The organism is Micrococcus sp. 140720015-1, assembly GCF_053627595.1.
On record NZ_JBSEYC010000001.1, the window covers coordinates 193,904 to 219,251 of the forward strand.

The 25,348-nt window shown below is 75.1% G+C and carries 21 protein-coding genes, 1 tRNA gene and 1 pseudogene; 15 read left to right on the plus strand and 8 right to left on the minus strand.

Translation table 11 applies throughout. The annotated features are described in order from the left end of the window. The first annotated feature begins 78 nt into the window (after positions 1–78). Genes ACUXPL_RS00900 through ACUXPL_RS00915 form a run of 4 tightly spaced genes read left to right on the plus strand, consistent with a single transcriptional unit; the run spans position 79 to position 4,352 of the window. Positions 79–2,178 (plus strand): NHL domain-containing thioredoxin family protein, encoded by a 2,100-nt coding sequence (locus tag ACUXPL_RS00900; protein ID WP_454181289.1) that lies wholly within the window; start codon positions 79–81, stop codon positions 2,176–2,178. Between the two features lie 40 nt (positions 2,179–2,218). Further along, complete coding sequence (locus ACUXPL_RS00905; RefSeq protein ID WP_454181291.1) at positions 2,219–2,698, plus strand: flavodoxin domain-containing protein; 480 nt, start codon at positions 2,219–2,221, stop codon at positions 2,696–2,698. Between the two features lie 56 nt (positions 2,699–2,754). After that, positions 2,755–3,348, plus strand: a complete 594-nt coding sequence (locus ACUXPL_RS00910; protein ID WP_454181293.1) for a hypothetical protein — start codon at positions 2,755–2,757, stop codon at positions 3,346–3,348. A 44-nt stretch (positions 3,349–3,392) separates the two neighbouring features. Beyond that, positions 3,393–4,352 (plus strand): diaminopimelate dehydrogenase, encoded by a 960-nt coding sequence (locus ACUXPL_RS00915; RefSeq protein ID WP_036385002.1) that lies wholly within the window; start codon positions 3,393–3,395, stop codon positions 4,350–4,352. Between the two features lie 55 nt (positions 4,353–4,407). Here ACUXPL_RS00915 and ACUXPL_RS00920 read toward each other — a convergent pair whose 3' ends face one another. After that, positions 4,408–5,388: an AEC family transporter gene (locus ACUXPL_RS00920; protein ID WP_454181295.1), complete on the minus strand. Its 981-nt coding sequence runs from the start codon at positions 5,386–5,388 to the stop codon at positions 4,408–4,410. 260 nt (positions 5,389–5,648) lie between these two features. Between ACUXPL_RS00920 and ACUXPL_RS00925 the strand changes: the two genes are divergently transcribed. After that, the gene (locus ACUXPL_RS00925) at positions 5,649–6,095 is read left to right on the plus strand and encodes a DUF2087 domain-containing protein (RefSeq protein ID WP_454181297.1); all 447 of its coding nucleotides are present in this window, start codon (positions 5,649–5,651) and stop codon (positions 6,093–6,095) included. 167 nt (positions 6,096–6,262) lie between these two features. Here the strand turns inward: ACUXPL_RS00925 and ACUXPL_RS00930 are convergent. Together ACUXPL_RS00930 and ACUXPL_RS00935 are read right to left on the minus strand one after the other, a co-directional pair. Beyond that, positions 6,263–6,336, minus strand: a tRNA-Gly gene (locus ACUXPL_RS00930). A 99-nt stretch (positions 6,337–6,435) separates the two neighbouring features. Then, positions 6,436–6,690, minus strand: coding sequence for a hypothetical protein (locus ACUXPL_RS00935; protein ID WP_454181299.1), 255 nt, complete (start codon positions 6,688–6,690; stop codon positions 6,436–6,438). A gap of 136 nt (positions 6,691–6,826) precedes the next feature. Here ACUXPL_RS00935 and ACUXPL_RS00940 point away from each other — a divergent pair, with 136 nt between their 5' ends. The 9 genes and pseudogenes from ACUXPL_RS00940 (at position 6,827) to mnhG (ending at position 16,991) form a co-directional block, all read left to right on the plus strand. After that, a complete protein-coding gene (locus ACUXPL_RS00940) occupies positions 6,827–8,356 on the plus strand; it encodes a hypothetical protein (RefSeq protein WP_454181301.1) in 1,530 nt (509 codons plus the stop codon). Positions 8,357–8,359: 3 nt separating this feature from the next. Next, complete coding sequence (gene dcd / locus ACUXPL_RS00945) at positions 8,360–8,941, plus strand: dCTP deaminase (protein WP_002858370.1); 582 nt, start codon at positions 8,360–8,362, stop codon at positions 8,939–8,941. Beyond that, positions 8,899–10,260, plus strand: a pseudogene (locus ACUXPL_RS00950) (MFS transporter); the annotation flags it as partial. The gene dcd and the pseudogene ACUXPL_RS00950, both read left to right, overlap by 43 nt. Positions 10,261–10,328: 68 nt before the next feature. Next, on the plus strand, positions 10,329–13,427 hold the full coding sequence (locus ACUXPL_RS00955) for a Na+/H+ antiporter subunit A (RefSeq protein WP_454181303.1): 3,099 nt from the start codon (positions 10,329–10,331) through the stop codon (positions 13,425–13,427). After that, positions 13,424–13,975 (plus strand): NADH-quinone oxidoreductase subunit K, encoded by a 552-nt coding sequence (locus ACUXPL_RS00960; protein WP_454181305.1) that lies wholly within the window; start codon positions 13,424–13,426, stop codon positions 13,973–13,975. The genes ACUXPL_RS00955 and ACUXPL_RS00960 overlap by 4 nt, the downstream gene beginning before the upstream one ends. Further along, positions 13,972–15,603 (plus strand): Na+/H+ antiporter subunit D, encoded by a 1,632-nt coding sequence (locus ACUXPL_RS00965; RefSeq protein WP_180536112.1) that lies wholly within the window; start codon positions 13,972–13,974, stop codon positions 15,601–15,603. The genes ACUXPL_RS00960 and ACUXPL_RS00965 overlap by 4 nt, the downstream gene beginning before the upstream one ends. Beyond that, positions 15,590–16,249 carry a Na+/H+ antiporter subunit E gene (locus ACUXPL_RS00970; protein ID WP_454181308.1) on the plus strand — a complete coding sequence of 220 codons (660 nt, stop codon included), beginning with the start codon at positions 15,590–15,592 and terminating at the stop codon, positions 16,247–16,249. Before ACUXPL_RS00965 ends, ACUXPL_RS00970 begins: the two co-directional genes overlap by 14 nt. Further along, positions 16,249–16,587, plus strand: a complete 339-nt coding sequence (locus ACUXPL_RS00975) for a monovalent cation/H+ antiporter complex subunit F (protein ID WP_180536110.1) — start codon at positions 16,249–16,251, stop codon at positions 16,585–16,587. Before ACUXPL_RS00970 ends, ACUXPL_RS00975 begins: the two co-directional genes overlap by 1 nt. Next, on the plus strand, positions 16,584–16,991 hold the full coding sequence (mnhG, locus tag ACUXPL_RS00980; protein ID WP_454181310.1) for a monovalent cation/H(+) antiporter subunit G: 408 nt from the start codon (positions 16,584–16,586) through the stop codon (positions 16,989–16,991). Before ACUXPL_RS00975 ends, mnhG begins: the two co-directional genes overlap by 4 nt. Before the next feature lie 78 nt (positions 16,992–17,069). Here mnhG and ACUXPL_RS00985 read toward each other — a convergent pair whose 3' ends face one another. The 5 genes from ACUXPL_RS00985 to ACUXPL_RS01005 all read right to left on the minus strand — a co-directional run bounded on the left by ACUXPL_RS00985 (position 17,070) and on the right by ACUXPL_RS01005 (position 22,917). Then, positions 17,070–17,348: a DUF4235 domain-containing protein gene (locus tag ACUXPL_RS00985; protein WP_036317169.1), complete on the minus strand. Its 279-nt coding sequence runs from the start codon at positions 17,346–17,348 to the stop codon at positions 17,070–17,072. Positions 17,349–17,425: 77 nt separating this feature from the next. Continuing rightward, a complete protein-coding gene (locus tag ACUXPL_RS00990; RefSeq protein WP_454181312.1) occupies positions 17,426–18,427 on the minus strand; it encodes an aminotransferase class IV in 1,002 nt (333 codons plus the stop codon). A gap of 64 nt (positions 18,428–18,491) precedes the next feature. Then, positions 18,492–21,770 carry an MMPL family transporter gene (locus ACUXPL_RS00995; protein WP_454181314.1) on the minus strand — a complete coding sequence of 1,093 codons (3,279 nt, stop codon included), beginning with the start codon at positions 21,768–21,770 and terminating at the stop codon, positions 18,492–18,494. Positions 21,771–21,931: 161 nt separating this feature from the next. Next, complete coding sequence (locus tag ACUXPL_RS01000) at positions 21,932–22,444, minus strand: hypothetical protein (RefSeq protein WP_454181316.1); 513 nt, start codon at positions 22,442–22,444, stop codon at positions 21,932–21,934. Beyond that, positions 22,441–22,917, minus strand: a complete 477-nt coding sequence (locus tag ACUXPL_RS01005; protein ID WP_123244407.1) for a MarR family winged helix-turn-helix transcriptional regulator — start codon at positions 22,915–22,917, stop codon at positions 22,441–22,443. Before ACUXPL_RS01005 ends, ACUXPL_RS01000 begins: the two co-directional genes overlap by 4 nt. Before the next feature lie 64 nt (positions 22,918–22,981). Here ACUXPL_RS01005 and ACUXPL_RS01010 point away from each other — a divergent pair, with 64 nt between their 5' ends. Beyond that, the gene (locus tag ACUXPL_RS01010; protein WP_454181318.1) at positions 22,982–25,276 is read left to right on the plus strand and encodes an MMPL family transporter; all 2,295 of its coding nucleotides are present in this window, start codon (positions 22,982–22,984) and stop codon (positions 25,274–25,276) included. The last annotated feature ends 72 nt before the right edge of the window (positions 25,277–25,348 follow it).

Below are 25,348 nucleotides of genomic sequence, written 5' to 3' on the forward strand. Positions count from 1 at the left end.
GCGTCGTCTTTCCCCCTGTGACGCCGCCGGCGTCCGCTCACGGCTGACGCGTCCGGGGCGTGCGTCATGATGGTGGACATGACCGCACCGCAGACCCCGAACCCCGCCCCGTCCGCTGACGCCCCCGCCGCCGTGCCGCGCGCGGCCACCCGGGTGCGCGCGTCCGAGCTCGTGGGCCGCGGCTGGCTGAACACCGGCGGCGAGCAGGTGGCCCTCGAGGACCTGCGCGGCAAGGTCGTCCTCCTCGACTTCTGGACGTTCTGCTGCATCAACTGCCTGCACGTCCTGGACGAGCTGCGCCCGCTCGAGGAGGAGTTCGCGGACGTGCTCGTCACGGTGGGCGTGCACTCGCCCAAGTTCGAGCACGAGGCGGACCCGGACGCGCTCGCGGCCGCCGTCGAGCGCTACGCCATCGAGCACCCCGTGCTGGACGACCCCGAGCTGACCACGTGGCAGGCGTACTCGGCGCGCGCGTGGCCCACCCTCGTGGTGGTGGACCCGGAGGGCTACATCGCCGCGCACCTGTCCGGCGAGGGGCACGTGGCCGGGCTCTACGGCCTCGTGCGCGAGCTCGTGGCCGAGCACGAGGCCAAGGGCACGCTGCACCGCGGCTCCGGCCCCTACGTCCCGCCCGCGCCCGTGGCCCGGGACCTGTCGTTCCCCGGCAAGGCCGTGTCCCTCGGCGGCCGCGGCTCCCGCCCGGGTTCGTTCCTCGTCTCGGACACCGGCCACCACCGCCTCCTGGAGGTCGCCGAGGACCTGACCACGGTGCTCCGCGCGTTCGGTGGCGGGGACCCTGCCACGGCGGGCGCGGGCCAGGCCGAGCTCGCATTCCCCACGCCCGGGGAGAAGGGACACGCGGACGGCGGGCCGGACGAGGCGCTGTTCAACGAGCCCCAGGGCCTGGCGCTGCTTCCCGAGGACGTCGCGGAGCGCGTCGGCTATGACGTGGTCGTGGCGGACTCCGTCAACCACCGGCTGCGGGGCCTGCGCCTGTCGGACGGGCACGTGAGCACCCTCGCCGGCAACGGCGTGCAGAAGCTCATCGACTCCGAGCGCGCCAAGGAGGCCGCCGCCGTCGACGACGAGGGGGACGTCGCCGTCGACCTCGCGGACCTGCCCGGGGAGCCGACCGCGATCTCGCTGTCCTCCCCGTGGGACGTCGTGTGGCACCCCGCCCTGGGGCGTGTGGTGATCGCGATGGCCGGCACGCACCAGCTCTTCGACTTCGACCCCGTCACGGGCGCGCTCGCGGTGCACGCGGGCACGGCGCTCGAGGGCCTGCTGGACGGCGACGCCGGACGGGCCTGGTTCGCGCAGCCCTCGGGGCTGTCCGTGGGCGCCGACGGCACGCTGTGGGTCGCGGACTCGGAGACCTCCGCGGTGCGCTGGGTGCGGACCGGGGAGGACGGGCGCCGCGAGGTCGGGACCGCCGTCGGGGCGGGCCTGTTCGACTTCGGCCACGTGGACGGGGAGGCGGACCGCGCGCGCCTGCAGCACGCGCTGGGCGTCACGGCCCTGCCGGACGGCTCCGTGCTGATCGCCGACACGTACAACGGCGCGATCCGCCGGTACGCCCCGGCCGGCGAGGACGCCGCGGGCCGGGCGGTCCCGGCCACGGTGACCACGGTGGCGCGCGGGCTGCTCGAGCCCTCGGACGTGCTCGTGGAGCACGACGCGGACGGGAACGACACCGCGATCGTGGTGGTCGAGTCCAACGCCCACCGGCTCACGCGGCTGGCGGTGCCCGAGGAGTTCCTCACCGTGGACGAGGGCGCGCGGCAGACGCAGCGTCCCCGCACCCCGGTGGTGGCCGGCGACCTGGACCTGACGATCGGCTTCGCCGCGCCCACGGGGCAGAAGCTGGACGACCGCTGGGGCGACCCCACGCAGCTGAAGGTCTCCTCCTCCCCGGAGGAGCTGCTGCTCGAGGGCGCCGGCACGTCCACGGGGCTGCAGCGGACGCTGCGGCTGAACCCCGAGGTCGAGGAGGGCGTCCTGCACATCACCGCCCGGGCCGCCGCGTGCGACGGGGAGAAGGGGCAGCCGATCCCGGACCACGCCGCCTGCCACCTGTACCAGCAGGACTGGGGCATCCCGGTCACGGTGCACACCCCGGACCGGGCCCCGGAGGGCGCCGAGACCCGCCTGGACCTGGACCTGCGCGGGATACACTGAGCGCGTCGTCCGCCCCCGACCCCGAAGGCTGCGCCCCACCATGACCACGCTCATCGTCACCTCGTCCGCCCACGGATCCACGCGAGAGATCGCCGAGCGTGTCGCGGAGGTGCTGCGCACGTCGCAGGCCGTCCCGACCGTGGTGGAGGACGTCGAGGGCGCCGCCGCGTGGCTGACCACGGCGGACGCGGTGATCGTCGCGGCCCCGGTCTACACGGGCTCGCTCGCCGCCGCCGCCCGGGCGTTCCTCGACACCCGTCGGGCCGAGCTGGCGGACCTGCCGCTCGTGATCCTGGCCTCCGGCGGCGCGCCCGAGCTGGCCCCGCCGGTGCGGGAGAAGCTCGAGTCCTACGGTCCGCGCGAGGTGGCCTACTTCCGCGGGGCGCTCGTCGAGGAGCGCCTGGGCCGGCTGGAGAAGCTCAAGCTCAAGCTCTCCCGCAACGAGCACTACGGCGACTACCGCGACTGGGACGCCATCGAGGCCTGGGCCAAGACCCTCTCCGGCGCCGGCGTCCGCTGACCTCACCCGCCGCGCTCGTCGACGAGACGGCGGAGGCGAGCGGTTAGCCTGGCCGCATGTCCCCTTCCGCCCGTCGCCCCGCCGCGTCCTCCCGCCCCGCCCGGCCCCGCCCGACGACGGCGCCCCTCGCCCTGCCCGACCGGCCCGGCTGGGTGCGGCTCGCCGCGGGCGCGGTGGTCCCGGGCGTCGTCGCGGCCGTCGCGGCGCTCGCCGCCCTGCAGGTGTTCGTCCTCAACCCGTTGGCCGCCGCGCCCGGCGACCGCGGCCTCGGGAGGATCTACGCGGACCTGAGCGCGGCGGGCCAGCTCGGCGTCCCCTTCATCCTTACGGCCGTGATCCTGGCGGCCGGGCTCGGCGTGGCCGCGGTCCTGTGGTTCCTCACGTGGCGTCGCGAGGAGGTCGACCCGCTGGCGGTCCTCGCCCTGGGCCTCGCCTCGCTCGTCGCCGCGTCCCCGGCCTACTTCATGGCCTTGTTCGGGCCGGGCATGGCGCTCGCGGACACCTACGGCATCGGCGGGGGCGACCACAGCCCGTGGGCCTGGCCGATCTACGTGGTCAGCGTGCTGGCGTTGCCGGGGCTGGTCGCCGTCGTCGTGCTCCTGCTGCGCGGTCCGGCGGGCGGACTCGGCGCCCCGCGGCGCCAGGCCTAGGCTGGCGGGACCGACCTGACCACGACCCCACCAGGAGGACGCACATGACCATCCGCGCCGGCATCGTCGGATACGGGAACCTCGGACGCAGTGTGGAGAAGCTCGTGAAGCTCCAGCCGGACATGGAGCTGGTGGGCATCTTCTCGCGTCGCACCGGCCTGGACACGGACACGCCCGTGCTCCCTGCGGAGCGAGCCGCCGAGCACGCCGGGGAGATCGACGTGCTGTTCCTCTGCCTCGGCAGCGCCACGGACATCCCCGAGCAGGCGGCCGGCTACGCGCGGCACTTCACCACCGTGGACACCTACGACAACCACCAGCTCATCCCGCGGCACCGCGCCGAGATGGACGCCGCGGCCCGGGAGGGCGGGCACGTGGCGATGATCTCCACCGGCTGGGACCCGGGCCTGTTCTCGGTGAACCGGGTGCTGGGCGCGGCGCTGTTCCCGCAGCCGCAGCAGAACACGTTCTGGGGCAAGGGTCTCTCGCAGGGCCATTCCGACGCCGTCCGGCGGGTCCCCGGCGTGCGGCGCGGCGTGCAGTACACGATCCCCAGCGAGGAGGCGATCGCCGAGGCCCGCGCCGGTCGGGGCGCCGAGATCACCGGCGCCTCCGCGCACGTGCGGGAGTGCTACGTGGTGGCCGACGAGGCCGACCACGCGGCCATCACCGAGGCCATCACCACGATGCCCGACTACTTCGCCCCGTACGAGACCACCGTGCACTTCATCTCCGAGGAGGAGTTCGAGCGCGACCACCAGGGCATGCCGCACGGCGGCCACGTCGTCACCTCGGGCGACCTCGGCGGCTCGCGCAGCGCGGTCGAGTTCGTGCTGGAGCTGGAGTCCAACCCCGACTTCACCGCCGCCGCGCAGGTCGCCTACGGCCGCGCCGCTGCGCGTCTGAAGGCCCAGGGGGAGACGGGGGCGCGCACCGTGCTCGAGGTCGCCCCGTACCTGCTCTCGCCCACGGGGCTGGACGAGCTGATCCGCCGGGACGTCTGAGCCGCGGCGAGGCGTCCGGCGCGTGGCACCGGGCCGGGCGCCGCCGTCGTCGGCCTCAGGCCAGCAGCAGGGCGACGGCGATCATCGCCGGGATCGCGACGATCGTGGTGACCAGGATCGTGTCCTTCGAGACGCGCAGGCCCGTGTCGTAGCGCACGGCGGTGACGAACACGTTCTGTGCGGTCGGCAGGGAGGCCAGGACGACGGCGACGAACACGTGCCGCGCGTCCAGGCCGAACACGAACTGCGCGAGCAGCCAGGCCAGCAGCGGATGCACCACCAGCTTCACCGCCGAGGCGAGCAGCACGTCCGCGCGTCGCCCGCCGGCCCGCTCGAGCGGCCGCGAGCCGACCAGCGACATGCCGAACGCCAGGAGCATCGCCGGGATGGACAGCCCGCCGATGAGCTCCACGGACTCCATGAGGGGGCCCGGCAACGACCAGCCGGTGAGGGAGAAGACCAAGCCGGCCACCGAGCCCAGGATCAGGGGGTTGGTGACCGTGTGGCGGACCTGGTCGGCCACGGCGCGCCCGGGGGAGCGGCGCACCGCACGACGCCGGCCCGCCGTCGTGCGTCGCCGGGCCTCGCGCGCGGTGGCGGCGTCCATCGCGGCCACGTAGAGCGGCGTGTAGATCGCCAGCTGGAAGATGAGCGCCGGGGCGGCCAGGGCGGCGTCACCGAGGACGTAGGCGGCGATGGGGATGCCGAGGTTCGCCGAGTTCACGAGCGAGGCGCTGAGCGCGGACATGATCCGCTCCGAGGCCGGCCGGCCCTTCAGCAGCGGGATCGTCACCGCGAGGTACAGTGCGGCCGCGGTGAACGCGGACAGCGCGGCCACCCACAGCTGGGGGCCCAGCACGGCGCCCACGTCCGCGCGGGAGAGCGTGACGAACAGCAGCGCCGGGTTGCCGATGAAGAACGCCGCGCGGGAGAGCACGGTGCGGCCGTGCTCGCCGAGCACCCCCGTGCGCCCCACCAGGACGCCCACGAGGATGATCACCCACACGACCGCGAAGCCGGAGAGCACCTGGGTCACGGACGGGCCTCCACGGGGCGGGGCGGGGCGGTCCGCGGCGGGGTCGGGTGCATGGCGCGATCCTACGCCGCGGGCTTCGGCTAGCCTGGATCACGACGGCGGCGCCCACCGCCGAGCGCGCCACGCGGCCCGGTCCCGCGCGGCAGGGCCCTGCCGCCCGACGCGAAGGGGAGCGGATCCTCGGGCCCACCCGCACGCGACGGACGTCGTTCCCGACCCGCGGCGCGGCATGGCCGGGAGCGCGCCGGCGAGGATGCACCATGACCCGTCAGTCCGACCTCAAGACCCTGATCCGCGCCCGCATGGCCGTCACCGGTGAGCGGTACACCGCCGCGGCGGCGGCCCTCGCCGACGAGTGGCAGTCCGCCGAGCGCTACCACGCGACCGTGCTCGCCCGCTTCTTCGACGGGGACCGGCTGCGCTCCATCCCTGCGCGTCGCAAGCCGCGGGTGGCCGTCCTTCTCGAGCTGCTGCGTCGCTTCAGACCGGGCCGCGCCTACGCGGAGGCCGAGGTCAACGACCTGCTGCGCCCCGCCCACGAGGACGTGGCCACGCTGCGTCGCGAACTCGTGGACTACGGGTTCCTCGACCGCACCGACGGCGTCTACCGGCTGGCGGACGCCGGGCCCGACCTCGACCCGCGCTTCGCCGCAGACCTGCCGGTCGACCTGGAACGCCGGCTGCGCGAGATCCGCGCGGGCCGTTGAGGGGAGCGGGACCCCATGCGGCGACCTGGAACGCCAGCGGTCGGTATGACGCCGGAATGGGGCCGCATTCCGACGTCTTGCGTTCCCGGTGCGGCCGTGGCGGGACGGCGTTGAGCGACACGGCCCCGGGTCCCTCGCGTGAGGGGCCCGGGGCCGTCGCCGTGGTGTGGAGCGGGCGACGGGAATCGAACCCGCGTATCTTGCTTGGGAAGCAAGCGCTCTACCATTGAGCTACGCCCGCGCAGCCGCTGGGCTTCCGCCTGCGGCGCGGGCACCATCATACACCAGCCCGGCCGTGCGACCGGCCCCGCGTCGTCATCGAGCCCCGCGGTCCCGTACGTCAGTGCACCGGGTCCGCCGCGGCGACCTCGCGGGCCCGCACCCGCCGCGTCGCCGCCCGTGCCCGCGAGCGACCGAATGCGTCCGCGTACCGCGTGAGCACCGGCCCGGCGACCGCCAGGGCGAGCACCCAGGCCGTCGCGAACGCGGCCATCTCCGACGGCACGCCGCCCGCCGACGCGGCGAGCCCGGCGATCACGAGGGAGAACTCCCCGCGGATGGTCAGGGCCGCACCCGCGCGCCAGCGGCCGGCCACGCCGTTTCCCGAACGAAAGCGCACCAGGGGCCGCCGTTTCCCGAACGAAAGCGCACCAGGGGCCGCTGGTAGAGTCCGAACCGCGCCCGGCCGCGGCCGGACGCGTCCGGCAGCCCCTGTCCCGGAAGGACGTCCCATGCGCGACACCACGGCCGACGCGGCCCAGGTCCCCGCCCGCCCCGACGACGCGGCGGTGTACCGCTACCTCGCGTTCGGGGAGGCGGACCGCCCCTTCCTCGTCGGCGGTCCCCGGCCCGCACCGCTGGCCCCCGCCGCGACGCCGTCCCCGGTCGCCGACCTCGAGTCGGTCCGCGCCGCGATCCGCGCCCACGGCGGCCCCCTGGCCTCGACCGCGCACGTGTGCGGCCGCCCCGTCCCGACGCCGCCGGCCGCCGACGCGTCCCGCGGCCTGCGCGGTGCCGCGCGCACCCTGACCGCGACCCGCCGCGACGTCGCCGCCCGCCTGGCCGACTCCCGCGAGCGCGCCGACGTGCCCGTCGAGGCGCTGCTGAACTCGGCCTTCGTGGACGCCCACGCGGACGAGCGCCCCGCCGACCGCGGCGTGCCGCGCGGGCGGCTCGCCGGCCTGGTGGACGCCGTCCTCCCGCCGGCCCGCCCCGTGGACGACGACGCCGCGGCCGGTCTGCTGCTCACCCTGCGCGAGCCGGTCCGCGAGGTGTTCGCCTCCGACTCGTTCGCCGCCCGCCCGTACGCCGACGCGCCCACCGTCCGCGCGCTGTTCGAGGACTTCCTCGCCCACCCGCGCCGGCACGACCCCGAGCGCTTCTGGCGCCTGCTCAACCTCGAGCTCTGGCTGCGCGAGGCGGTGGACGCGGACGCCGCCCCGGCCGGCCCCGCCGCCGCGGTCGACGAGGCCGCGGCCGCCCCGGCGCCGGCCAAGCCGGACCACGAGCCGAATCCGGGCAAGGAGCTCGACCTGGTCTCCGCCGAGGACGGCCGCCGCTACCGCCGCTTCCCGGTGCAGACCGGCCTGGTGGACCGGGACACGGACCTGCAGGCCTACCTGCGCGGCGAGATCGAGGACTTCTTCCGCGACCTGCCCGCGGACGCGATGCCGCAGGACGCCCCGTGGCACTTCTCCGTGTCCGAGAAGATCGTGGCCATCACCCAGGGCCGCTCCTACTACACGTGGGAGGTCCGCCCCTCCGTGGCCGCCCGCGTCCTCTCCCGCCTGGTCACCCGCACGCCCGCGGGCATCGGCCTGGGCGACCCCACCACCATGCAGCTGGCCATCCAGGAGGCCGGCCTGCCGCGCATCGTGCTCTCCGCGGCGGCCGGCGCCGCCGGCAAGGTCGCCGGCAAGCGCGGTGTGTTCTACAACGTGGTGGGCGGCAACGTCCGCGCGATCGACGGGCCGACCACCTACTCCACGTTCCCGGCCAACGTCTCCGCCAAGCTGCCGCCGGCCGAGCCGGACCGGGTGGCCGCCGAGGTCTCGGCGATGATCCGGGCGGCGGACATCCCGGCCTGGGCGAAGGCCTCCTTCGCCGGCACCGTCGTGATGGACGCCAACGACATCGGCCGCAACGCCCTCGGCAAGGACACCGCCGCATCGGCCGCCGTCCTCGAGGCCGCCTTCGCGGACAACCCGCTGGGCCAGGGCCGCGAGCGCACTCCGCTGGCCGTCGTCGTGCGGATGGACTGAGCCGTGCTGCTCTCCGACCGCGACATCCGCGCCGAGCTCGACTCCGGGCGCGTGGGCCTGGACCCCCTCGATCCGGCGATGGTGCAGCCCGCGTCCGTGGACGTGCGCCTGGACCGGTTCTTCCGGCTCTTCGACAACCACCGGTACGCGCACATCGACCCGCGCCAGGAGCAGGACGAGCTGACCCGGCTGGTGGAGGTGGACCCGGACGAGGCGTTCATCCTGCATCCGGGGGAGTTCGTGCTCGGCTCCACCTATGAGCAGGTCACCCTGCCGGACGACCTCGCCGCCCGCCTCGAGGGCAAGTCCTCGCTGGGGCGGCTGGGCCTGCTGACGCACTCGACCGCCGGGTTCATCGACCCCGGGTTCTCCGGGCACGTCACGCTCGAGCTGTCCAACGTGGCCACGCTGCCCATCACGCTGTGGCCGGGGATGAAGATCGGCCAGCTGTGCTTCTTCCGGCTCTCCTCGTCGGCCCAGTCGCCGTACGGCACCGGGGCCAACCAGAACCGGTACCAGGGTCAGCGCGGGCCCACGGCCTCCCGGGCGCACCGCGACTTCCACCTCACCCGCATCGAGCGATGACCGGCGCCGCGCTCCCGCCGGTCGCCTCGGCCGCCCCGCGCCGCCAGGTGGCCGCGTGGGCGCTGTGGGACTGGGGCTCGGCCGCGTTCAACGCGGTCATGGTCACCTTCGTGTTCGGCACCTACCTGGCCTCGGACGCGTTCGGGCCGGACGAGCGGGGCACGGCCTGGCTCTCGACGGCGATGGCGGTGGCCGGCGCCGTCATCGCGGTCACCGCGCCCGTGCTGGGGCGTCGGGCGGACGGCGCGGGGCGGCGCCGGCGGGGGCTGGGGCTGACCACCGGCGCCGTGATCGCGTGCACCGCGGCCTGCTTCTGGGTCACCCCGGAGGAGTCCTCGCTCCTGCTGGGCGTCACCCTGATCGCCCTGGGCACGGTGTTCTTCGAGTTCGCGGAGGTGCAGGTCAACGCGATCCTCGTGCACATCTCGACGCCGGCCACGATCGGCCGGATCTCGGGCATCGGCTGGGGTGCGGGCTATCTCGGCGGCATCCTGCTGCTGCTGATCGTGTTCGTGGGCTTCGTCTCGGGGGACGCGCACTGGTTCGGCGTCACGGAGGACGCGGCGCTGAACATCCGGGTGGTCGCGCTCGTGGCCGCCGCGTGGTTCCTCGTGTTCGCGATCCCCGTGCTGGTGGCCGTGCCGGACCCGGCCCCCGCCCCGGCGGCGGACGGCGGGCCGCGCCGTGAGTCGGTGCTGGGCTCCTACCGCGAGCTCGGGGCCACGCTGGCCCGGATGTGGCGCGAGGACCGGAACACGCTGTGGTTCCTCGTGGCCTCGGCGGTGTTCCGCGACGGCGTGGGCGCGGTGTTCGTCTACGGCGCCATCCTGGGCACCACGGTCTACGGGCTGGCGGCCTCGGACGTGATCCTGTTCGCGATCGCGGCCAACGTGGTGGCCGCCCTGGGCGCCTTCGTGGGCGGGCGGCTCGACGACGCAGTCGGCCCGCGCCGGGTGATCCTCGGTTCGCTGGCCGCCATGGTCCTCGTGGCCGGGGCGCTGTTCTTCGCCTCGGGCACCCTCGCGTTCTGGGTCGGCGGGCTGGCGCTGTGCCTGTTCGTGGGCCCGGTGCAGTCGGCCTCGCGCGCGTTCCTGGGCCGGCTCACCACGCCGCGGACGGCCGGCGAGGTGTTCGGGCTGTACGCCACCACGGGCCGCGCGGTCGGGTTCATCACGCCCGCGCTCGTGACGCTCGCGCTCGCCCTGCACCCGGACAACCGGGTGGTCATCCCCGTGATCGCCGTCGTGCTCGTGGCCGGTGGGCTGCTGTTCGCCCGGGTCACGGAGCCGATCACGCGGAGCGCGGAATCGGTCCGCTGACCCCGGGTGGGGCGCACCCCTCCGCTAGGCTGGACCGGACCCTCGCCCGTGCCTGACGAAGGGACCGCATGCTCGTCATCCTGACCGCGCTCTTCGTCGTGGCGCTCGCCGCCCCGGTGATCTTCCGGTGGACGGGACGTCAGGGGTTCTATCTGCTCGCCGCCGCCCCCGCGGCGGGCTTCGTCTGGCTGCTCGCCCAGCTGCCGCACGTGTTCGCGCTGCAGGAGGCGCTCGACGCCGGCCGGCCGGTCCCGGCCTCGGCGGCGCACCTGGACCGGGCCGTGCCCTGGGTGCCGTCCCTGGACATCACGCTCGCGTTCCGCATGGACGCGCTCGCCGCGTTCATGTCCCTGATCGTGCTCGGCGTCGGTGCGCTGGTGCTGGCGTACTGCGCCCGCTACTTCCGGGAGCACGAGGCGAAGGACGCCGTGTTCGGCGGCCAGCTGCTGGCCTTCGCCGGCGCGATGTTCGGCCTCGTCACCACGGACGACCTCATGGTGCTCTACACCTTCTGGGAGGTCACCTCCGTCCTGTCCTTCCTGCTGATCGGCTACTCCGGCCACCGCATCTTCGCGCGCCGCTCGGCCATCACCGCGCTGATCGTCACCACGGTCGGCGGCCTGGCCATGCTGGCGGGCCTGATCATGCTGGCCCACATGGCCGGCTCCTGGCGGATCTCCGGCGTGCTGGCCGCGGCCCCGGGCCTCCTCGCGGACGACGGCGGGCGCGTCCTGCTCGAGGTCGCCGTCGGCCTCGTGCTGATCGGTGCGCTGACCAAGTCCGCCCAGGCGCCGTTCCACTTCTGGCTGCCGGGCGCGATGGCCGCCCCGACCCCGGTCTCGGCCTACCTGCACGCGGCCGCGATGGTGAAGGCCGGCGTCTTCCTCGTGGCCCGTCTGGCCCCCGCCTTCCACGAACTGGCCACGTGGCAGGTGCTCGTGCTCGGCCTGGGCCTGTGGACCCTCATGCTGGGCGGCTGGCGGGCCCTGCGGCAGACCGACGTCAAGCTCGTGCTCGCCTACGGCACGGTCTCCCAGCTCGGCTTCCTCATGGTGGCCAACGGGCTGGGCGTCCGCGACGCGGCGCTGGCCGGCCTCGCGATGCTCCTGGCGCACGCCCTGTTCAAGGCCCCGCTGTTCATGGTGGTCGGCATCATCGACCACGAGGCCGGCACCCGCGACCTGCGCGAGCTCTCCGGCATCGGCCGCCGCCACCCCGTGCTCGCCGCCGTCGCCGTCCTGGCCGCCGCCTCCATGGCTGGCCTGCCCCCGTTCTTCGGGTTCGTGGCCAAGGAGGCGGTCCTGCAGAGCCTGACGGACCACGGCGCGGCCCACGGCGGCCTGCTCGCGTGGGCGCCCCTCGTGCTGATGGCCGCGGGATCCGTGCTCACCGTGGCCTACACGTGGCGCTTCCTCTGGGGCGCCTTCGCCACCAAGCACACCCCCGACGGCGTCGCCGTGCCCGCCACCCGCTTCCACACGCGCGTGACCTTCCTCGAGCTGGCCCCCGCCGGGCTGCTGGCGCTCACCGGTCTGGTGCTCGCGGTCCTGCCCGGGCCCCTCGAGCGCCTGCTGGCCGCCCACACGGCCGCGATTCCGGCCCTGGACCCGGCCGCCTCTCCGGCGCACCTGGCCCTCTGGCACGGCTGGACGCCCGCCCTCGCCGTCTCCGCCGCGGTGTGGCTGCTCGGTGCCCTGCTCGCCCTCGGCCGACCGGGAGTCGAGGCGTTCCAGCGCCGCGTCGAGTTCCCGGTCGACGCCCTGCGCACGTACCGGAAGATCACCGGCGCCCTCGACGAGGCCGCCGTCTGGGTCACGGGCCGCACCCAGACCGGCTCCCTGCGCCGCTACCTGGCCATCATCCTCACGACGGCGGCCGGCCTGCCCGTCGCCTTCCTCCTGTTCCCCGTCGGGCGGGAGGACCGCGTCCTGGCCACCGCGTTCCTCGACGGGGACCTCCTCTGGGCGGAGAGCCCGGCGCAGCTGGTCGTCGTCCTCATGATCGCCGTGGCCACCGTGTTCGCCGTCCGCGCCCGCCGCCGCTTCATGGCGATCATCCTGGTGTCCGTGACCGGCTACGGCTCGGCCGCCCTGTTCGCCCTGCGCGGCGCCCCGGACCTGGCGATCACCCAGGTGCTCGTGGAGTCGATCATCCTGGTCACCGTGGTCCTGGGCCTGCGCGTGCTGCCTCCGGACTGGCACACCCGCCGCACCGGGTCGCGGCGGATCCCGCGGCTGACCGTGGCCGTCGGCTTCGCCGTGTCCATGATGTGGATCGCCGCCACCGCCCTGACCGCCCGCACCGCCGAGCCCATCTCCCTGGCCATGCCGGAGCAGGCCTACGTCCACGGCCACGGGCTGAACGCGGTCAACGTGACCCTCGTGGACCTGCGCGGGTGGGACACGTGGGGCGAGATCACGGTGCTCGCGGCCGCGGCCACGGGGGTGGCCTCGCTGATCTTCCTGCAGCACCGGGACGGGCTCACCCGCAGCATCGACGACGTCGCCCCCGGCTCCGTCGGCGACTTCGGCGCCGACTCCTCGCTCGGCGCCCGCGAACTGTCCGTCGTGCGCAGCTTCGCCGTGGACGACCGGAAGGGCCAGTGGCTCGTGGCGGGGCACACGATGGCCCCCGAACGGCGCTCGATCATCCTGGAGGTGGTCACCCGCTTCCTGTTCCCGATCATGATGCTGCTGTCCGTGTACCTGCTGCTGGCCGGGCACAACACGCCGGGCGGCGGCTTCGCGGGCGGCCTGCTGGCCGGGCTGGCCCTGACGCTGCGGTTCCTGGCCGGCGGCCGCTTCGAGCTGCAGGAGGCCTCGCTCATCCCGGCCGGCGCCATGCTCGGCCTGGGCCTGGCGATCGCCACGGCCACCGGCCTGGCGCCGTTGTTCTTCGGCGGTCAGGTGCTGCAGTCTGCCGTCGTCGAGTTCACCGACCTGCCGCTGTTCGGCGACTCCCTGAAGCTCGTCTCGGCCACCGCGTTCGACATCGGCGTGTACTTCGTGGTCGTGGGCCTCGTGATGGACGTGCTGCGCTCGCTCGGCGGCGAAGTGGACCGCCGGGGTGAGGAGGCCCGCCGCGCGCGGGCGCGCGCGGCGTCCCGCCGTCGCCATCCCCGCATGGCCACCCCGTCCAACCCGAAGCCCGAGGGGGCCGCACCGTGACGACCGTCGACCTGGCCCTGCTCGCCGCGATGGGCGTGATGTTCGCCGGCGGCATCTACCTCGTGCTCGAGCGCAACCTGACCCGGATCCTGATCGGCGTCATGCTGATCAACAACGCCGCCGTCCTGCTGCTGTTCCTCGCGGCCGGCGGCACAGGTGCGGCCCCCCTGTTCGTGCCGGGCCGCGACCCGCGCGAGTACGCGGACACCCTGCCGCAGGCGCTGATCCTCACCGCGATCGTGATCGGCTTCGCCGTGATCGCGTTCCTGACCGCCATGATCTACCGCTCGTGGCTGCTCATCCGCGAGGACGAGGTCGAGGTGGACGCGGAGGACGTCAAGATCGCCCGGATGCCCGCCTGGGACGCGGAGGACGACGCGGAGCTCGTGGAGGAGTCCTCCGAGTTCCTGGACGACGCCGCGGACCCCAACGCCCACTACGAGCACGCCACGGAGTCCCGACCCCACGTGCGCCACGCCTCACCCACCCATCCCGGCCCGGCGTCCGCCGTCCGTGCCCACCGCGCCGACGGGGGGCCGCGCCCGTGAGCATCGGCACCCTCCCCCTGACCGACCTGGCCCCGCTGGCCGTCATGCTGCCCGTGCTGGGCGCGGCCGTGACCTTCATGCTCGTGCGCCGCCCCCGCGCGCAGATCACCGTCACGGTCTCCGCGCTCGTGCTCACCCTCGTGCTGGACGCGCTGCTGCTGGCCTCGGTCTGGGACAGCGGGGTCGCGGCCGTCCACCTCGGCGGCTGGCCGGCCCCGCTGGGCATCGCCCTCGTGGTGGACCGGCTCTCGGCCCTGATGCTCGTGGTGTCCGCGCTGATCACCCTGGCGGTGCTGCTGTACGCCTCGGCGCAGGGGCTGATCAACCGGGACGAGGGCGGGCCGGTCTCGATCTTCCACCCCACGTTCCTGATCCTCGTGGCGGGGGTGTCCAACGCGTTCCTCGCCGGCGACCTGTTCAACCTCTACGTGGGCTTCGAGATCCTCCTGACGTCCTCCTATGTGCTGCTGACCATGGGCGGCACCGCCCAGCGCATCCGCGCGGGCATCACCTACGTGGTGGTCTCCGTGCTCTCCTCGGTGGTGTTCCTGATCGCGATCGCGATGATCTACGCGGCCACCGGCACCGTGAACATGGCGGACCTGGCCGTGAAGCTGGGCGAGCTGCCCACCGACGTGCAGATGGTCCTGCACGTGCTGCTCCTGGTGGGCTTCGGCATCAAGGCGGCCGTGTTCCCGCTGTCGTTCTGGCTGCCGGACTCTTACCCCACCGCGCCCGCCCCGGTGACCGCGGTGTTCGCGGGCCTGCTCACCAAGGTCGGCGTGTACGCGATGATCCGCACCGAGACGCTGCTCTTCCCCGGGGAGCACGTCAACGCGCTCCTGCTCGTGGTGGCCGCGCTGACCATGGTGGTGGGCATCCTCGGCGCGCTGGCCCAGACGGACATCAAGCGCATCCTGTCCTTCATCCTCGTCTCCCACATCGGCTACATGATCTTCGGCCTGGGCCTGGCCACGGAGGCGGGGCTGGCGGCCACCGTGTACTACGTGGCCCACCACATCACCGTGCAGACCGCGCTCTTCCTCGTCACGGGCCTGATCGAGAACCGCGCCGGCACCGCGAACATCGACCGCCTCGGGTCCCTGGCGAAGGTCTCCCCGTTCGTGAGCGTCCTGTTCCTCGTGCCCGCGCTCAACCTCGGCGGCATCCCGCCGTTCTCCGGCTTCCTCGGCAAGGTCGGCCTGCTGCGCGGCGGCGTCGAGCAGGCCACGCCCCTGGCGTACACGCTGGTGGGCGTGTCCCTGCTCGTGTCCCTGCTGACCCTGCTCGTGGTGGTGCGCGTGTGGACCCGCGCGTTCTGGCGCCGCCTCGAGGACGTGGAGCACCCGCCCGCCCAGCTCGTGGCCGCCTACGAACGCGCCGTGGCCCGTGGCGAGCGCCCCCGCCCGCTCGAGCCGGGCCTCGTGCTGCCCACCACGGCGCTCGTGGGCCTGACGCTGGTGTTCACGGTGGCCGCCGGCCCGCTGTTCGCCCTGTCCGACGAGGCCGCCACGGACATGCTCGACCGCTCGCCCTACATCGCGGCGGTGCTCGACGACGCCGCGGCGGAGCGGGCCGCGGCCACCCTCAGCGTCGACCCGACGGAGGTGCACGATGCCCGGAACTGACTCCGCCCGCCGCGACGTGGTGCGCCCCGACCGGATCCGGGGCATCGTGGCCCAGTGGCCGCTGATCCTCGTGCTGGTGGCCGTGTGGTGCGCCCTGTGGCAGGACTTCGCCCCGCACGTGGCCCTGGCCGGCCTCGCCTTCGCGCTGCTGATCCTCGTGCTCTTCCCGATGCCGAGCATCCCGTTCAGCGGCCGGCTGGACCCCTGGTGGTCCCTCGTGTTCACGGTGCGGTTCCTCGTCGACGTCGTGCGCGCCTCGGTCCACGTGACCGGAGTGGTGCTGCTGCGTGGCCGCCGCGCCCGCGGCTCGATCGTGGGCGTCCCGCTGCGCAGCCACGACGACCTCATCATTACGCTCGTCAGCCACGCCCTGGCCCTGGTGCCCGGCTCGATCGTGCTCGACGTGGACCGGGTCCGCTCCGTCCTGTACCTGCACGTGCTCGACGCGACCACGGACGAGGACGTGGAGGGCTTCCGCGCCACGGCCCTCGACGTGGAGGCGGGCATCATCCGCGCCGTCGGCACGCGGGAGGACCTCGAGCTGGTCCGCCGCTTCCCGAGTTCGGCGCCCCCCGCCGCCCGGGCCGAGGACCGCCGCGGCCCCGCGGACCCGTCCGCCGCCCGCCCCCCGAAGGAGGAGTCCTGATGGACCCGATGGACCTGGCCACGTGGGCCGGCGGGGCGCTGCTCGCGGTCGGTGCCCTCGGAGCGCTCTACCGGATCGTGCGCGGCCCCTCGCTGCTGGACCGGGCGATCGCCACGGACGTGCTGCTCGTGGTGTTCTCCGGGATGCTCGTCCTGGAGATGGCCGTGCACCGCCACACGCACCACGTGGTCCTCGTGGTGCTGGCCGCCGCCGTCGGCTTCGTCGGCTCGGTGACGGTGGCGCGCTTCGCGGAGGACCGGCGCCCGGACCACTCGCTCGAGGACCAGGCGCGCGTGCCCGGCACCTCGGACGTGCCGGGCGGGGAGGAGGGCCGATGACCGAGACCGCCACGCTCCTGGACTGGCTGGCCGCGTTCCTGCTCGTGGGCGGCGCCTTCTTCTCCCTGGTGGCCGGCGTGGGCCTGCTCGTGCTGCCGGACCTGCTGGCCCGCATGCACGCCGCCGCCAAGCCGCAGGTCCTCGGTCTGCTGCTCATGCTCGCCGGGCTGGCGATCGAGTGGCGGTCGTGGGTGTGGGTGCCCGTGCTGTTCCTGGCGTGGGTCACCCAGATGGTCACGGCCCCGGTGGCCTCCCACCTGGTGGGCCGTACGGGCTACCGCACCAAGCACGCCCGCCGTGAGCTGCTGCACCGGGACGAGCTGGCCGCCGTCGTCCGTCGGGCCGAGCCCCCGGCGGACCCCGGGCCGCGCCGCGCCGGCGCCCGGCCGCGCGGCCGCCGCTGACACCACCCCGCACAGCACGACGGCCGTCGTCCGGATCCCTCCGGGCGGCGGCCGTCGTCGTGGTGGTGGCGGGGCGGCTCAGACCTCGTGGTCCACGCGGTGCGCGGTGGACTCGGACACCTTGCGGATCGCGGCGCCGGCGCCGCGCTGGCCGGCGACCTTCAGCAGCGCCGCGACGCCCGCGGAGATGAACGCGAAGGACAGGGCCTCGACGAGGGGCAGCGTCTCGTCGGCCGCGTCGTCCGGGGCGCTGTGGCCGGTGACGAGCCGCCAGCCGCCCGCGACCACGCGGGAGCCGACGATGCCGCCGACCAGCGTGATGCCGGCGGACAGGGCCTTCTGGACGAGCGTGTTCATGGTGCGCCTTCCGTGGTCGGGGATCTCACGTGCGGTTACGGCCGCGGCCGACGACGTCGGACGGGCCGGTCCCCAGCCTAGCCCGCGGTGGGCACCGGGTCGCCGCTGACGTGTCGGCCGGGGTCGCCGTCGGCGTCCAGATGGGCCTGCAGCATGCCGGTGAGCTCGTGGTCCACGGGGATCTCGACGCCGTCGACGGCGCGCACCGGCAGGACGCCGCGCACCGAGGAGACGAGCCAGACGCCCTCGGCGCCCTGGAGGTCCGCCGGGACGAGCGGGCCGTAGCCGAGCTCCCAGCCGTCCGCGTGGGCGGCCGCGAAGATCACGGCCTGCGACGTGCCGGCGAGGATGCCCTTCTGGCGCAGCGGGGTGAGGAGGCGGCGGACGCCGTCCTCCCCGGTGCGCACGATCAGCACCGTGGAGGTGGGGCCCTCGAGCAGGTAGCCGTCCGCGCTGGTGAAGACGACGTCGTCGGCGCCGTGGGCGCGGGCGTAGCGCAGGGCGGCCATGTTCACGGCGTAGGAGAGGGTCTTCGCGCCGGTGAGCAGCCACGGGGAGCGCTCGGGGGCCAGCGAGTCGATGCCGCGGTCCAGCAGCAGCACCCGCAGCCCCCGCCGCCGCTCCTCGTCCTCGACCGCCGGGGCCGGGCTCAGCAGCGCCCACGCGGTGGGCGTGGGCACCGCGCCGGGGGCCGCGTCCGGGCCGCGCGTGACGGTCAGGCGCACGGCGAGGCGGTCCCCGGGCGCGACGTCGTTGGCCTCGGTGAACGCCCGCAGGCCGAGCGCGACGGCGGCCTCCCATGCCGCCGCCTCGGGGGCGGCCAGCTGCAGGGCGGCGGCGGACGCGGCCAGCCGGCCGAGGTGGGCTCCGAGCTTGCGCATGTGCAGGGTCCCGAGCCCGTCGGCGACGGCGAGCGCCGTCTCGAAGATGCCGTCGCCGCGCGTGACCCCCTGGTCCGTGACGCTCAGGTGCGGGACGGCCGGGTCCGCGAGCCGCGGGGCGGGGGCGCCGTCCGCGTCCGTCTCGAGCAGGACGAGGACGGGCGAGCCGGCGGCGGGGGAGAAGGAGGTGGGACGCATCCGCCCAGGATAGACGCCCGCCCCCGGCCGATCGGGGCCGGGGGCGGGCGTCAGGCGGGGGCGGTCAGGCCCGGTGGGCGCCGCCGTCCGGGGCGGGGCCGGAGGGGTGCGCTGGGGCGTGGGCGCGCTCGAGCTGGGCGCCCTCCACGTCCACGTCCGGCATGATGCGGTCCAGCCACCGGGGCAGCCACCACGCCGCGTCCCCGAGCAGGTGCATCAGGGCCGGCATCAGCAGCAGCCGGACGACGAACGCGTCCAGCAGCACGCCGAAGGCCAGGCCGAAGCCGATCGGGCGGATCATCGCGTCCTCGGCGAAGATGAAGCCGCCGAACACGGAGATCATGATGATCGCCGCGGCCATCACCACCGCGCGGCCCGAGCGCAGGCCGGACAGCACCGCCTGGCGGGCCGGCAGGCCGTGCGCGTAGGCCTCGCGCATGCCGGAGGCGATGAACAGCTGGTAGTCCATGGCCAGGCCGAACAGCACGCCGACCATGATGGTCGGCAGGAAGCTGAGCACCGGCCCCGGATTGTGGACGCCGAACAGGGCGCCCAGCCAGCCCCACTGATAGATGGCCACCACGCCGCCCATCGCCGCGAACACCGAGAGCACGAAGCCGCCGGTGGCGATCAGGGGCACCAGGATGGAGCGGAACACCAGGATCATGATCAGCAGGGACAGGCCCACCACCACACCGAGGTAGAGCGGCAGGGCCTCCGCCAGGGTGTCCGAGACGTCGATGAAGCCGCTGGTCACCCCCGCCACGCCCGGGTTCGAGGCCTCGCCGGCCGGGTCCAGGGACCGCAGCTCGCGCACGAGCTCCTCCGTGGAGACCGCGTTGGGCCCCTCCTCGGGCAGCACCTGGTACATCGCGACCGTGCGGTCCTCGTTGAAGCCCGCCGGCACCACGGCGTGCGCGTGGTCGAGGGCGGCCAGCTGCTCGCCGACGTCGAGCTGGGCGTCCGTGGCGCGCCCCTCGTCGAGGCCGGCGGGCAGGTCCACGGTGACCACGAGCGGGCCGTTGTAGCCCTCGCCGAACTTCTCGGCCGTGAGCTCGTAGGCGAGCTGGGAGTCCGAGCCCTCGGGCTCGGAGCCGCCGTCCGGCAGGCCCAGGCGCATGGACCAGAACGGCACGGCCACGAGGACGAGCAGGGCCACGGAGGCGAGCGCCGTGGCGAGGGCGGTCGGCGTGGACAGCGTGGCGCGGCGGTGGGCGCGGCGCACGGCGTGGGCGCCCTCGCCGACGGCCGGGGAGGTGTCGGTGAGCCGGGCGCGCTCCCGGCGGGAGAGCACGCGCGGGCCGGCCAGGGCCAGCAGGGCCGGGGTCAGGGTCACCGCCACGAGCACGGCGATGGCCACGCAGACCGCGCCCACCGTGCCCATCAGGCCCAGGAAGCCGATGCCGGTGACGTTCAGGGCCGCGAGGGCGATCACCACGGTCACGCCGGCGAACACCACGGCGTTGCCGGAGGTGCCGGTGGCCAGCGCGATCGACTCGTGCAGGCCCGTGCCGCGCCGCAGCTCCTGGCGGTGCCGGTTGACGATGAACAGCGCGTAGTCGATGCCCACGGCCAGGCCCAGCATCACCCCGAGCACCGGGGTCACGGACATCATCTCCACGGCGGAGGAGAACGCGAGCGCCCCGGCGGCGCCCACACCCACGCCCACCAGCGCGTTGACCAGCGGCAGGCCCGCGCCCACGAGGGTGCCGAGCATGACCATCAGCACGATCGCGGCGACCACGAGGCCCACGACCTCGCCCGGGCCGAGCAGGGAGGGCACGGTGGCGTTGAGCTCCTGGGAGGGATGCACGGCGACGCCGTCGATGTCCGCGCCGGTGAGGGCGCCGGTGACCGCCTCCTTGTCCTCGGCGGTCACGTCCAGGGTCGGCGTGGTGAAGGTGACGATCCCGACGGCGGTGCTGCCGTCCTCGGACACGGTGCGGAAGTCCTCCGCGAGGGCCAGGGTGCGCTCGCCACGTTCGGCCTCGACGCGGCCGTCGTCCAGCTCGGCGCGGCCGTCGGCGAGGTCGGCCTCGGCCTGGTCCAGGCGCTCCGCGCCGGCGGCCAGCTGGGCCCGGCCGTCCTCGAGCTCGGCGACGCCTTGCTCGTACTCGGCCCGGCCCTCGTCGATCTTCTGCTGCTGCGCGTCGAGCTCGGCCTCGGCCGCGTCCAGGGCCTGCTGCCGGCCCGCGGCCACCTGCTCGCGGCCGGCCTCGAGCTCGGCCTCGGACTCCAGCAGCTGCTGCCGGCCGGCGGCGAGTCGGGCGGCGCCGTCGTCGGCCTCGGCCTGGGCGGCCGCGAGCTGTTCGGCGCCCGCGTCGGCCTCGGCCTGGGCGGCCTCCAGCTGCGCGCGGGCGGCGTCGGCCTGGTCCTGACCGGCCGCCAGCTGTGCCTCGCCGGCGGCGAGCTGCGCCTCCTGGTCGGCGAACTGCGCGGCGACCTGCTCCGCCGGGATGCCGGCGGCCTCGGCCTCGGCCAGCGCGGCGTCCCGGGCCTGCTCGAGCTCGGCGCGGCCCGCGGCCAGCTGCTCGGCCTGGGCGTCGAGCTCGGCCTGCCCGGCCTCGAGCTCGGTCCACCGGTCGCCGAGCTCGGCCTGCCCGGCCTCGAGCTCCTGACGCCGCGCGTCGATCTCGGCCTGGCCGGCCTCGAGACGCTCCGCCTGCTCCTCGAGCTCGGCACGGCCGGCGTCGAGCTGCTCCTGGCCGTCGGCCACCTTCTGCTCGGCCTCCCGGAGCGGGGCCAGGGCATCGGCCGGCAGGGCCTCCAGGCCGCGCTCCTCGAGGTCGGCGCGCGCGGCGTCGAGCGTGGCCTGCCCCTCGTCCAGCTGGGCGGCGGCCTCGGCGAGGCGCTGCTCGCCCGCGTCGGCCTCGGCCGCGCGCCGCTCGAGCTCGGCCCGGCCGTCCTCGATCTCCTGGCGTCCGTCCGCGAGGCGCTGCTCGCCGTCGGCCAGCTCGGTGCGGCCCTCGTCGAGCCGGGTACGGGCGTCGTCCCGCTGGGCCTGGGCCTCGAACGGGTCCACGACGCCCTCCACGGCCTGCTGCTCGGCGACGTCGTCCAGCAGGGCGGTGATCTGCTCGCGCTGGGCGTCGGTCAGGGGGGAGCCGTCCTCGCTGGTGAACACGACCTGGCCCCTGCCGCGGGAGGCCTCGGGGAACTCCTCCTTGAGGCGGTCCGTGACCTGGGCGGTGGGCGTGCCGGGGATGGTGACGGTGGAGGAGAGCGTGCCGCCGAAGGCGAGGAACCCGCCGACGGCGAGGGCCAGGGCGAGCACCCAGGCGAGGATCACGAGGAGGGGGCGGCGGGCGGCGCCGAGGCCGAGACGGTAGAGCAGTGTCGCCATGGGAAGGGGAGGTCTCCGTGCGCTGGGGTGGGACGCGGCCGGACGCGGCGCGCCGCCTCCGATGCTACACCTAAGCGGAGCGAACCGCTCCGGTCCCGGCGCGGGCGCCTGGCCGGCCCGCACGCAGACCCCGACGCCCCCGACCCCGGGCGGCGTCGCGGTCAGGCGGAGGGCGGGCGCAGGACCAGGTCCGCCGCGGCGCGCGGGGCATGCCGGGCCAGGTAGTCCTCTTCCTGTGCGGCCCAGCGGTCCCAGTGCGGGGCGAAGGTCTCGCCGTCCCGGGCCAGGGCCCGCGTGCGTCGCGCGGGGGTCTCGAGCTCGAGCCACACCGCCAGGTCGAGCAGCGGTCGGGCGGCGGTGCTGAGCGCGCCCACGCCCTCGCACACCACGACGTCGGCCGGCGCGGTCCGCCGCGGCGGGCCGGGGGCGGCGCGGTGCCAGTCCCACGTGGTCCAGGTCGCCGTGCCACCCTCCCGCAGGGCGCGCACGACGGCCGGGTAGGGGCCGTCGTCGCCCACCGCCGCGGCCAGCCCGTCCCAGCCCCGGTACATGGACTCGATCTCGATCACCTCGACCCGCGCGAACGGTGCGATCCGGGCCGCGAGCGCGGCGGCGAGGACGGTCTTGCCCGACCCCGAGCGGCCGTCCAGGCCGATGAGCGCCGGTCGGGTCACGGGTCCTCCGGGGCGGGGTCCGTCAGTGCGGCGGTGGCCGCCTCGAGCACCCGCACCGCAGCCCGCAGCTCCGCGGCGGAGAATCCCTCGAGGGCGGCGCTCAGTCGCTGGGACATCGGTTCGAACGCGCGCTGTCCGTCGCGGCGGGCCGTGTCCGTGTGCTCCACCAGCACGCGCCGCCGGTCGCCCTCGTCCCGGCGGCGGCGGACGTGGCCCGCGGCGGCCAGGCGGTCCACGAGGGCGGTGGCAGAGGCCCGGGTGAGGTGCAGGTGGGCGCCGAGGTCCGAGGCCGTGACGGGCTCACCGGCCGCCGCGCGGGCCATCAGGTACGCGAGGGCTCTGAGGTCCGTGCGGTGCAGGCCGACGCCGCGGCCGGCCTCGTCGACGGCGTGCTCCGCGCTCTCGCTGAAGACGCGCAGCGCGTGGACCACGGCGAGGTGCTCCGCGGGGGCGGAGGGGGGCTGCGTGGTCATGGCCGGGAGTCTAGCCAGCCCCCATGGTTGTTTGATCATCGAACCATCCCCTACGCTCGGTGGCATGCCCACCCCGCCTGACCTCTCCGCCTACCGCACCCCCGCCGCCACGGGGCGTCCCCCTCGGGGGCTGCGGCTGGGCCTGGCCGTGGCGCTCGCCGTGGTCTGGTTCGCCGTGCTCGGCCTGGGCGGGCCCGTGTTCGGCAAGATCGGCGACGTCTCCTCGAACGACCAGGCCACCTTCCTGCCGGCGTCGGCCGAGTCCACCCGCGCGGGGGCGGAGGCGGCGGCGTTCCAGGACGGCGAGGCCGTGCCCGCCGTCGTCGTGGGCCCGGCGAGCACCGCGGACCCCGCGGCCGCCTTCCCCGCGCTCGCGGACCTCGCGGGCCGGCTGGGCGAGGTGCCGGGCGTGGCCGACGTCGCCGGCCCGATCCCCTCCGACGACGGCGCGGCGGTGCAGTTCCTGGCCTTCGTCGACTCCTCGGCCGGGGCCGAGCGGCCCGTGGCCGACGTGGTGGCCGACCTGCGGGAGGTCGTGGCGGACCCGGCCGCCGCCGACCCCGCCCTCGCCGGGACCGTGGCCGCGGACATCGAGTGGCACGTGGGCGGTCCGGCGGGCCTGGTCGCGGAGCTGGGCGGCGCGTTCGCGGGGATCGACGGGCTGCTGCTCCTCGTGGCGCTCGTCGTGGTGTTCGTGATCCTCGTGGCGGTCTACCGCTCCGTGCTGCTGCCGGTCCTCGTGCTCCTGACGGCCGTGGCCGCGCTCTGCGGCGCGATCGTGGCCGTCTACGGGATGGCCGTGGCGGGCTGGATCCAGCTCAACGGCCAGGCCCAGGGCATCCTCTCGATCCTCGTGATCGGGGCGGCCACGGACTACTGCCTCCTGCTCGTGGCCCGGCACCGCGAGGAGCTGCTGGTCCGGGCGGACGTCGGGGAGGCGCTGCGGGCCGCCCTGCGCGGGTCCTTCGGCGCGATCACCGCGTCCGCCTCGACCGTGGCCCTCGCCCTGCTGATCCTGATGGCCTCGGACCTCAACTCGACGCGCTCCCTCGGCCCCGTGGCCGCCACGGGCGTGGCGTTCGCGTGGCTCGCCGCCCTGACCCTGCTGCCGGCGCTGCTGCGGCTGACCGGGCGTGCCGCCTTCTGGCCCACGATCCCGTCCCCCGAGCGCGCGCGCCGTCGCACGGAGCGTCGCGCCGCCCGGGGCCGGGCCTTCACCCCGCCGCGCGACGGGGCGGGCCGTCCCGTCGCCGGCCTCGAGGAGGACCACGGGGTGTGGACGCGGGTGGGTGCCGTCGTCGCGCGCCGGCCCCGTCTCGTCTGGGTCGCCACGACGGTCGTGCTCCTCGCCCTCTGCGGCGGTCTGCTGCAGCTGCGCGCGGACGGCGTCGCCCAGGAGGACGTGCTGCTCGGCGACTCCGACGCCCGGCAGGCCCAGGCCCTGCTGAGCGAGCACTTCGACGCCGGCGCGGGCGCCCCCGCCCAGATCCTCGCCCCGGCCGGGGACGCGGAGGCGGTGCTCGCCGCCGTCGCGGAGGACCCCGGCGTGGCCGAGGCCGAGGTCACCACGGACGCCCCCGAGGCCGCCGCGGGCCCACCCCCGGGTGTGACCGACGCGGAGGGCGGGGCGGGCGCCGCGTCCGCGCCGGAGCCGCAGCCCCGCGTGGTGGACGGCCGCGTGCTGGTCTCGGCCACCCTGGCGGACCCGGGCGAGTCCCTCGCCGCGCAGCAGACCGTGGCCCGCCTGCGCGACCGGCTCGCGGACCTCTCGACGTCGGGTGAGATCCTCGTGGGCGGCCCGGCGGCCCAGGCGCTGGACACGAACGTCACCACGCAGCGCGACCTGTGGGTCGTCATCCCGCTGATCCTCGCGATGCTGCTGGTCATCCTCGCGGTGCTGCTGCGCTCGCTCCTGGCACCCGTGCTGCTCGTCGCGGCCACCGTGGTCAGCTTCGGTGCGGCCCTGGGCGTCTCGGCCCTCGTGTTCCGGCACGTGTTCGGCTTCGAGGACGCCGACCCCACCGTGCCGCTGTACGGCTTCGTCTTCCTCGTGGCGCTCGGGATCGACTACACGATCTTCCTGATGACCCGGGCGCGGGAGGAGACCCCGCGGCACGGCACGCGGGCGGGCGTGCTGCGCGCCCTCACCGTCACGGGCGGGGTCATCACCTCGGCCGGCGTCGTGCTGGCGGCCACCTTCGCCGCGCTCGCGGTGATCCCGCTGATGTTCATGGTGCAGCTCGCGTTCATCGTGGCGTTCGGCGTCCTGCTGGACACGCTGATCGTGCGCTCCCTGCTGATCCCGGCGCTCGTGCGGGACATCGGCCCGAAGGTGTGGTGGCCGGCGAAGGTCGACTGAACCGCGCAGGAGGGAGGGGCCCGACCGTCAGTGCGGTCGGGCCCCTCCGGTGCACGGGCGCCTCAGTGGCGC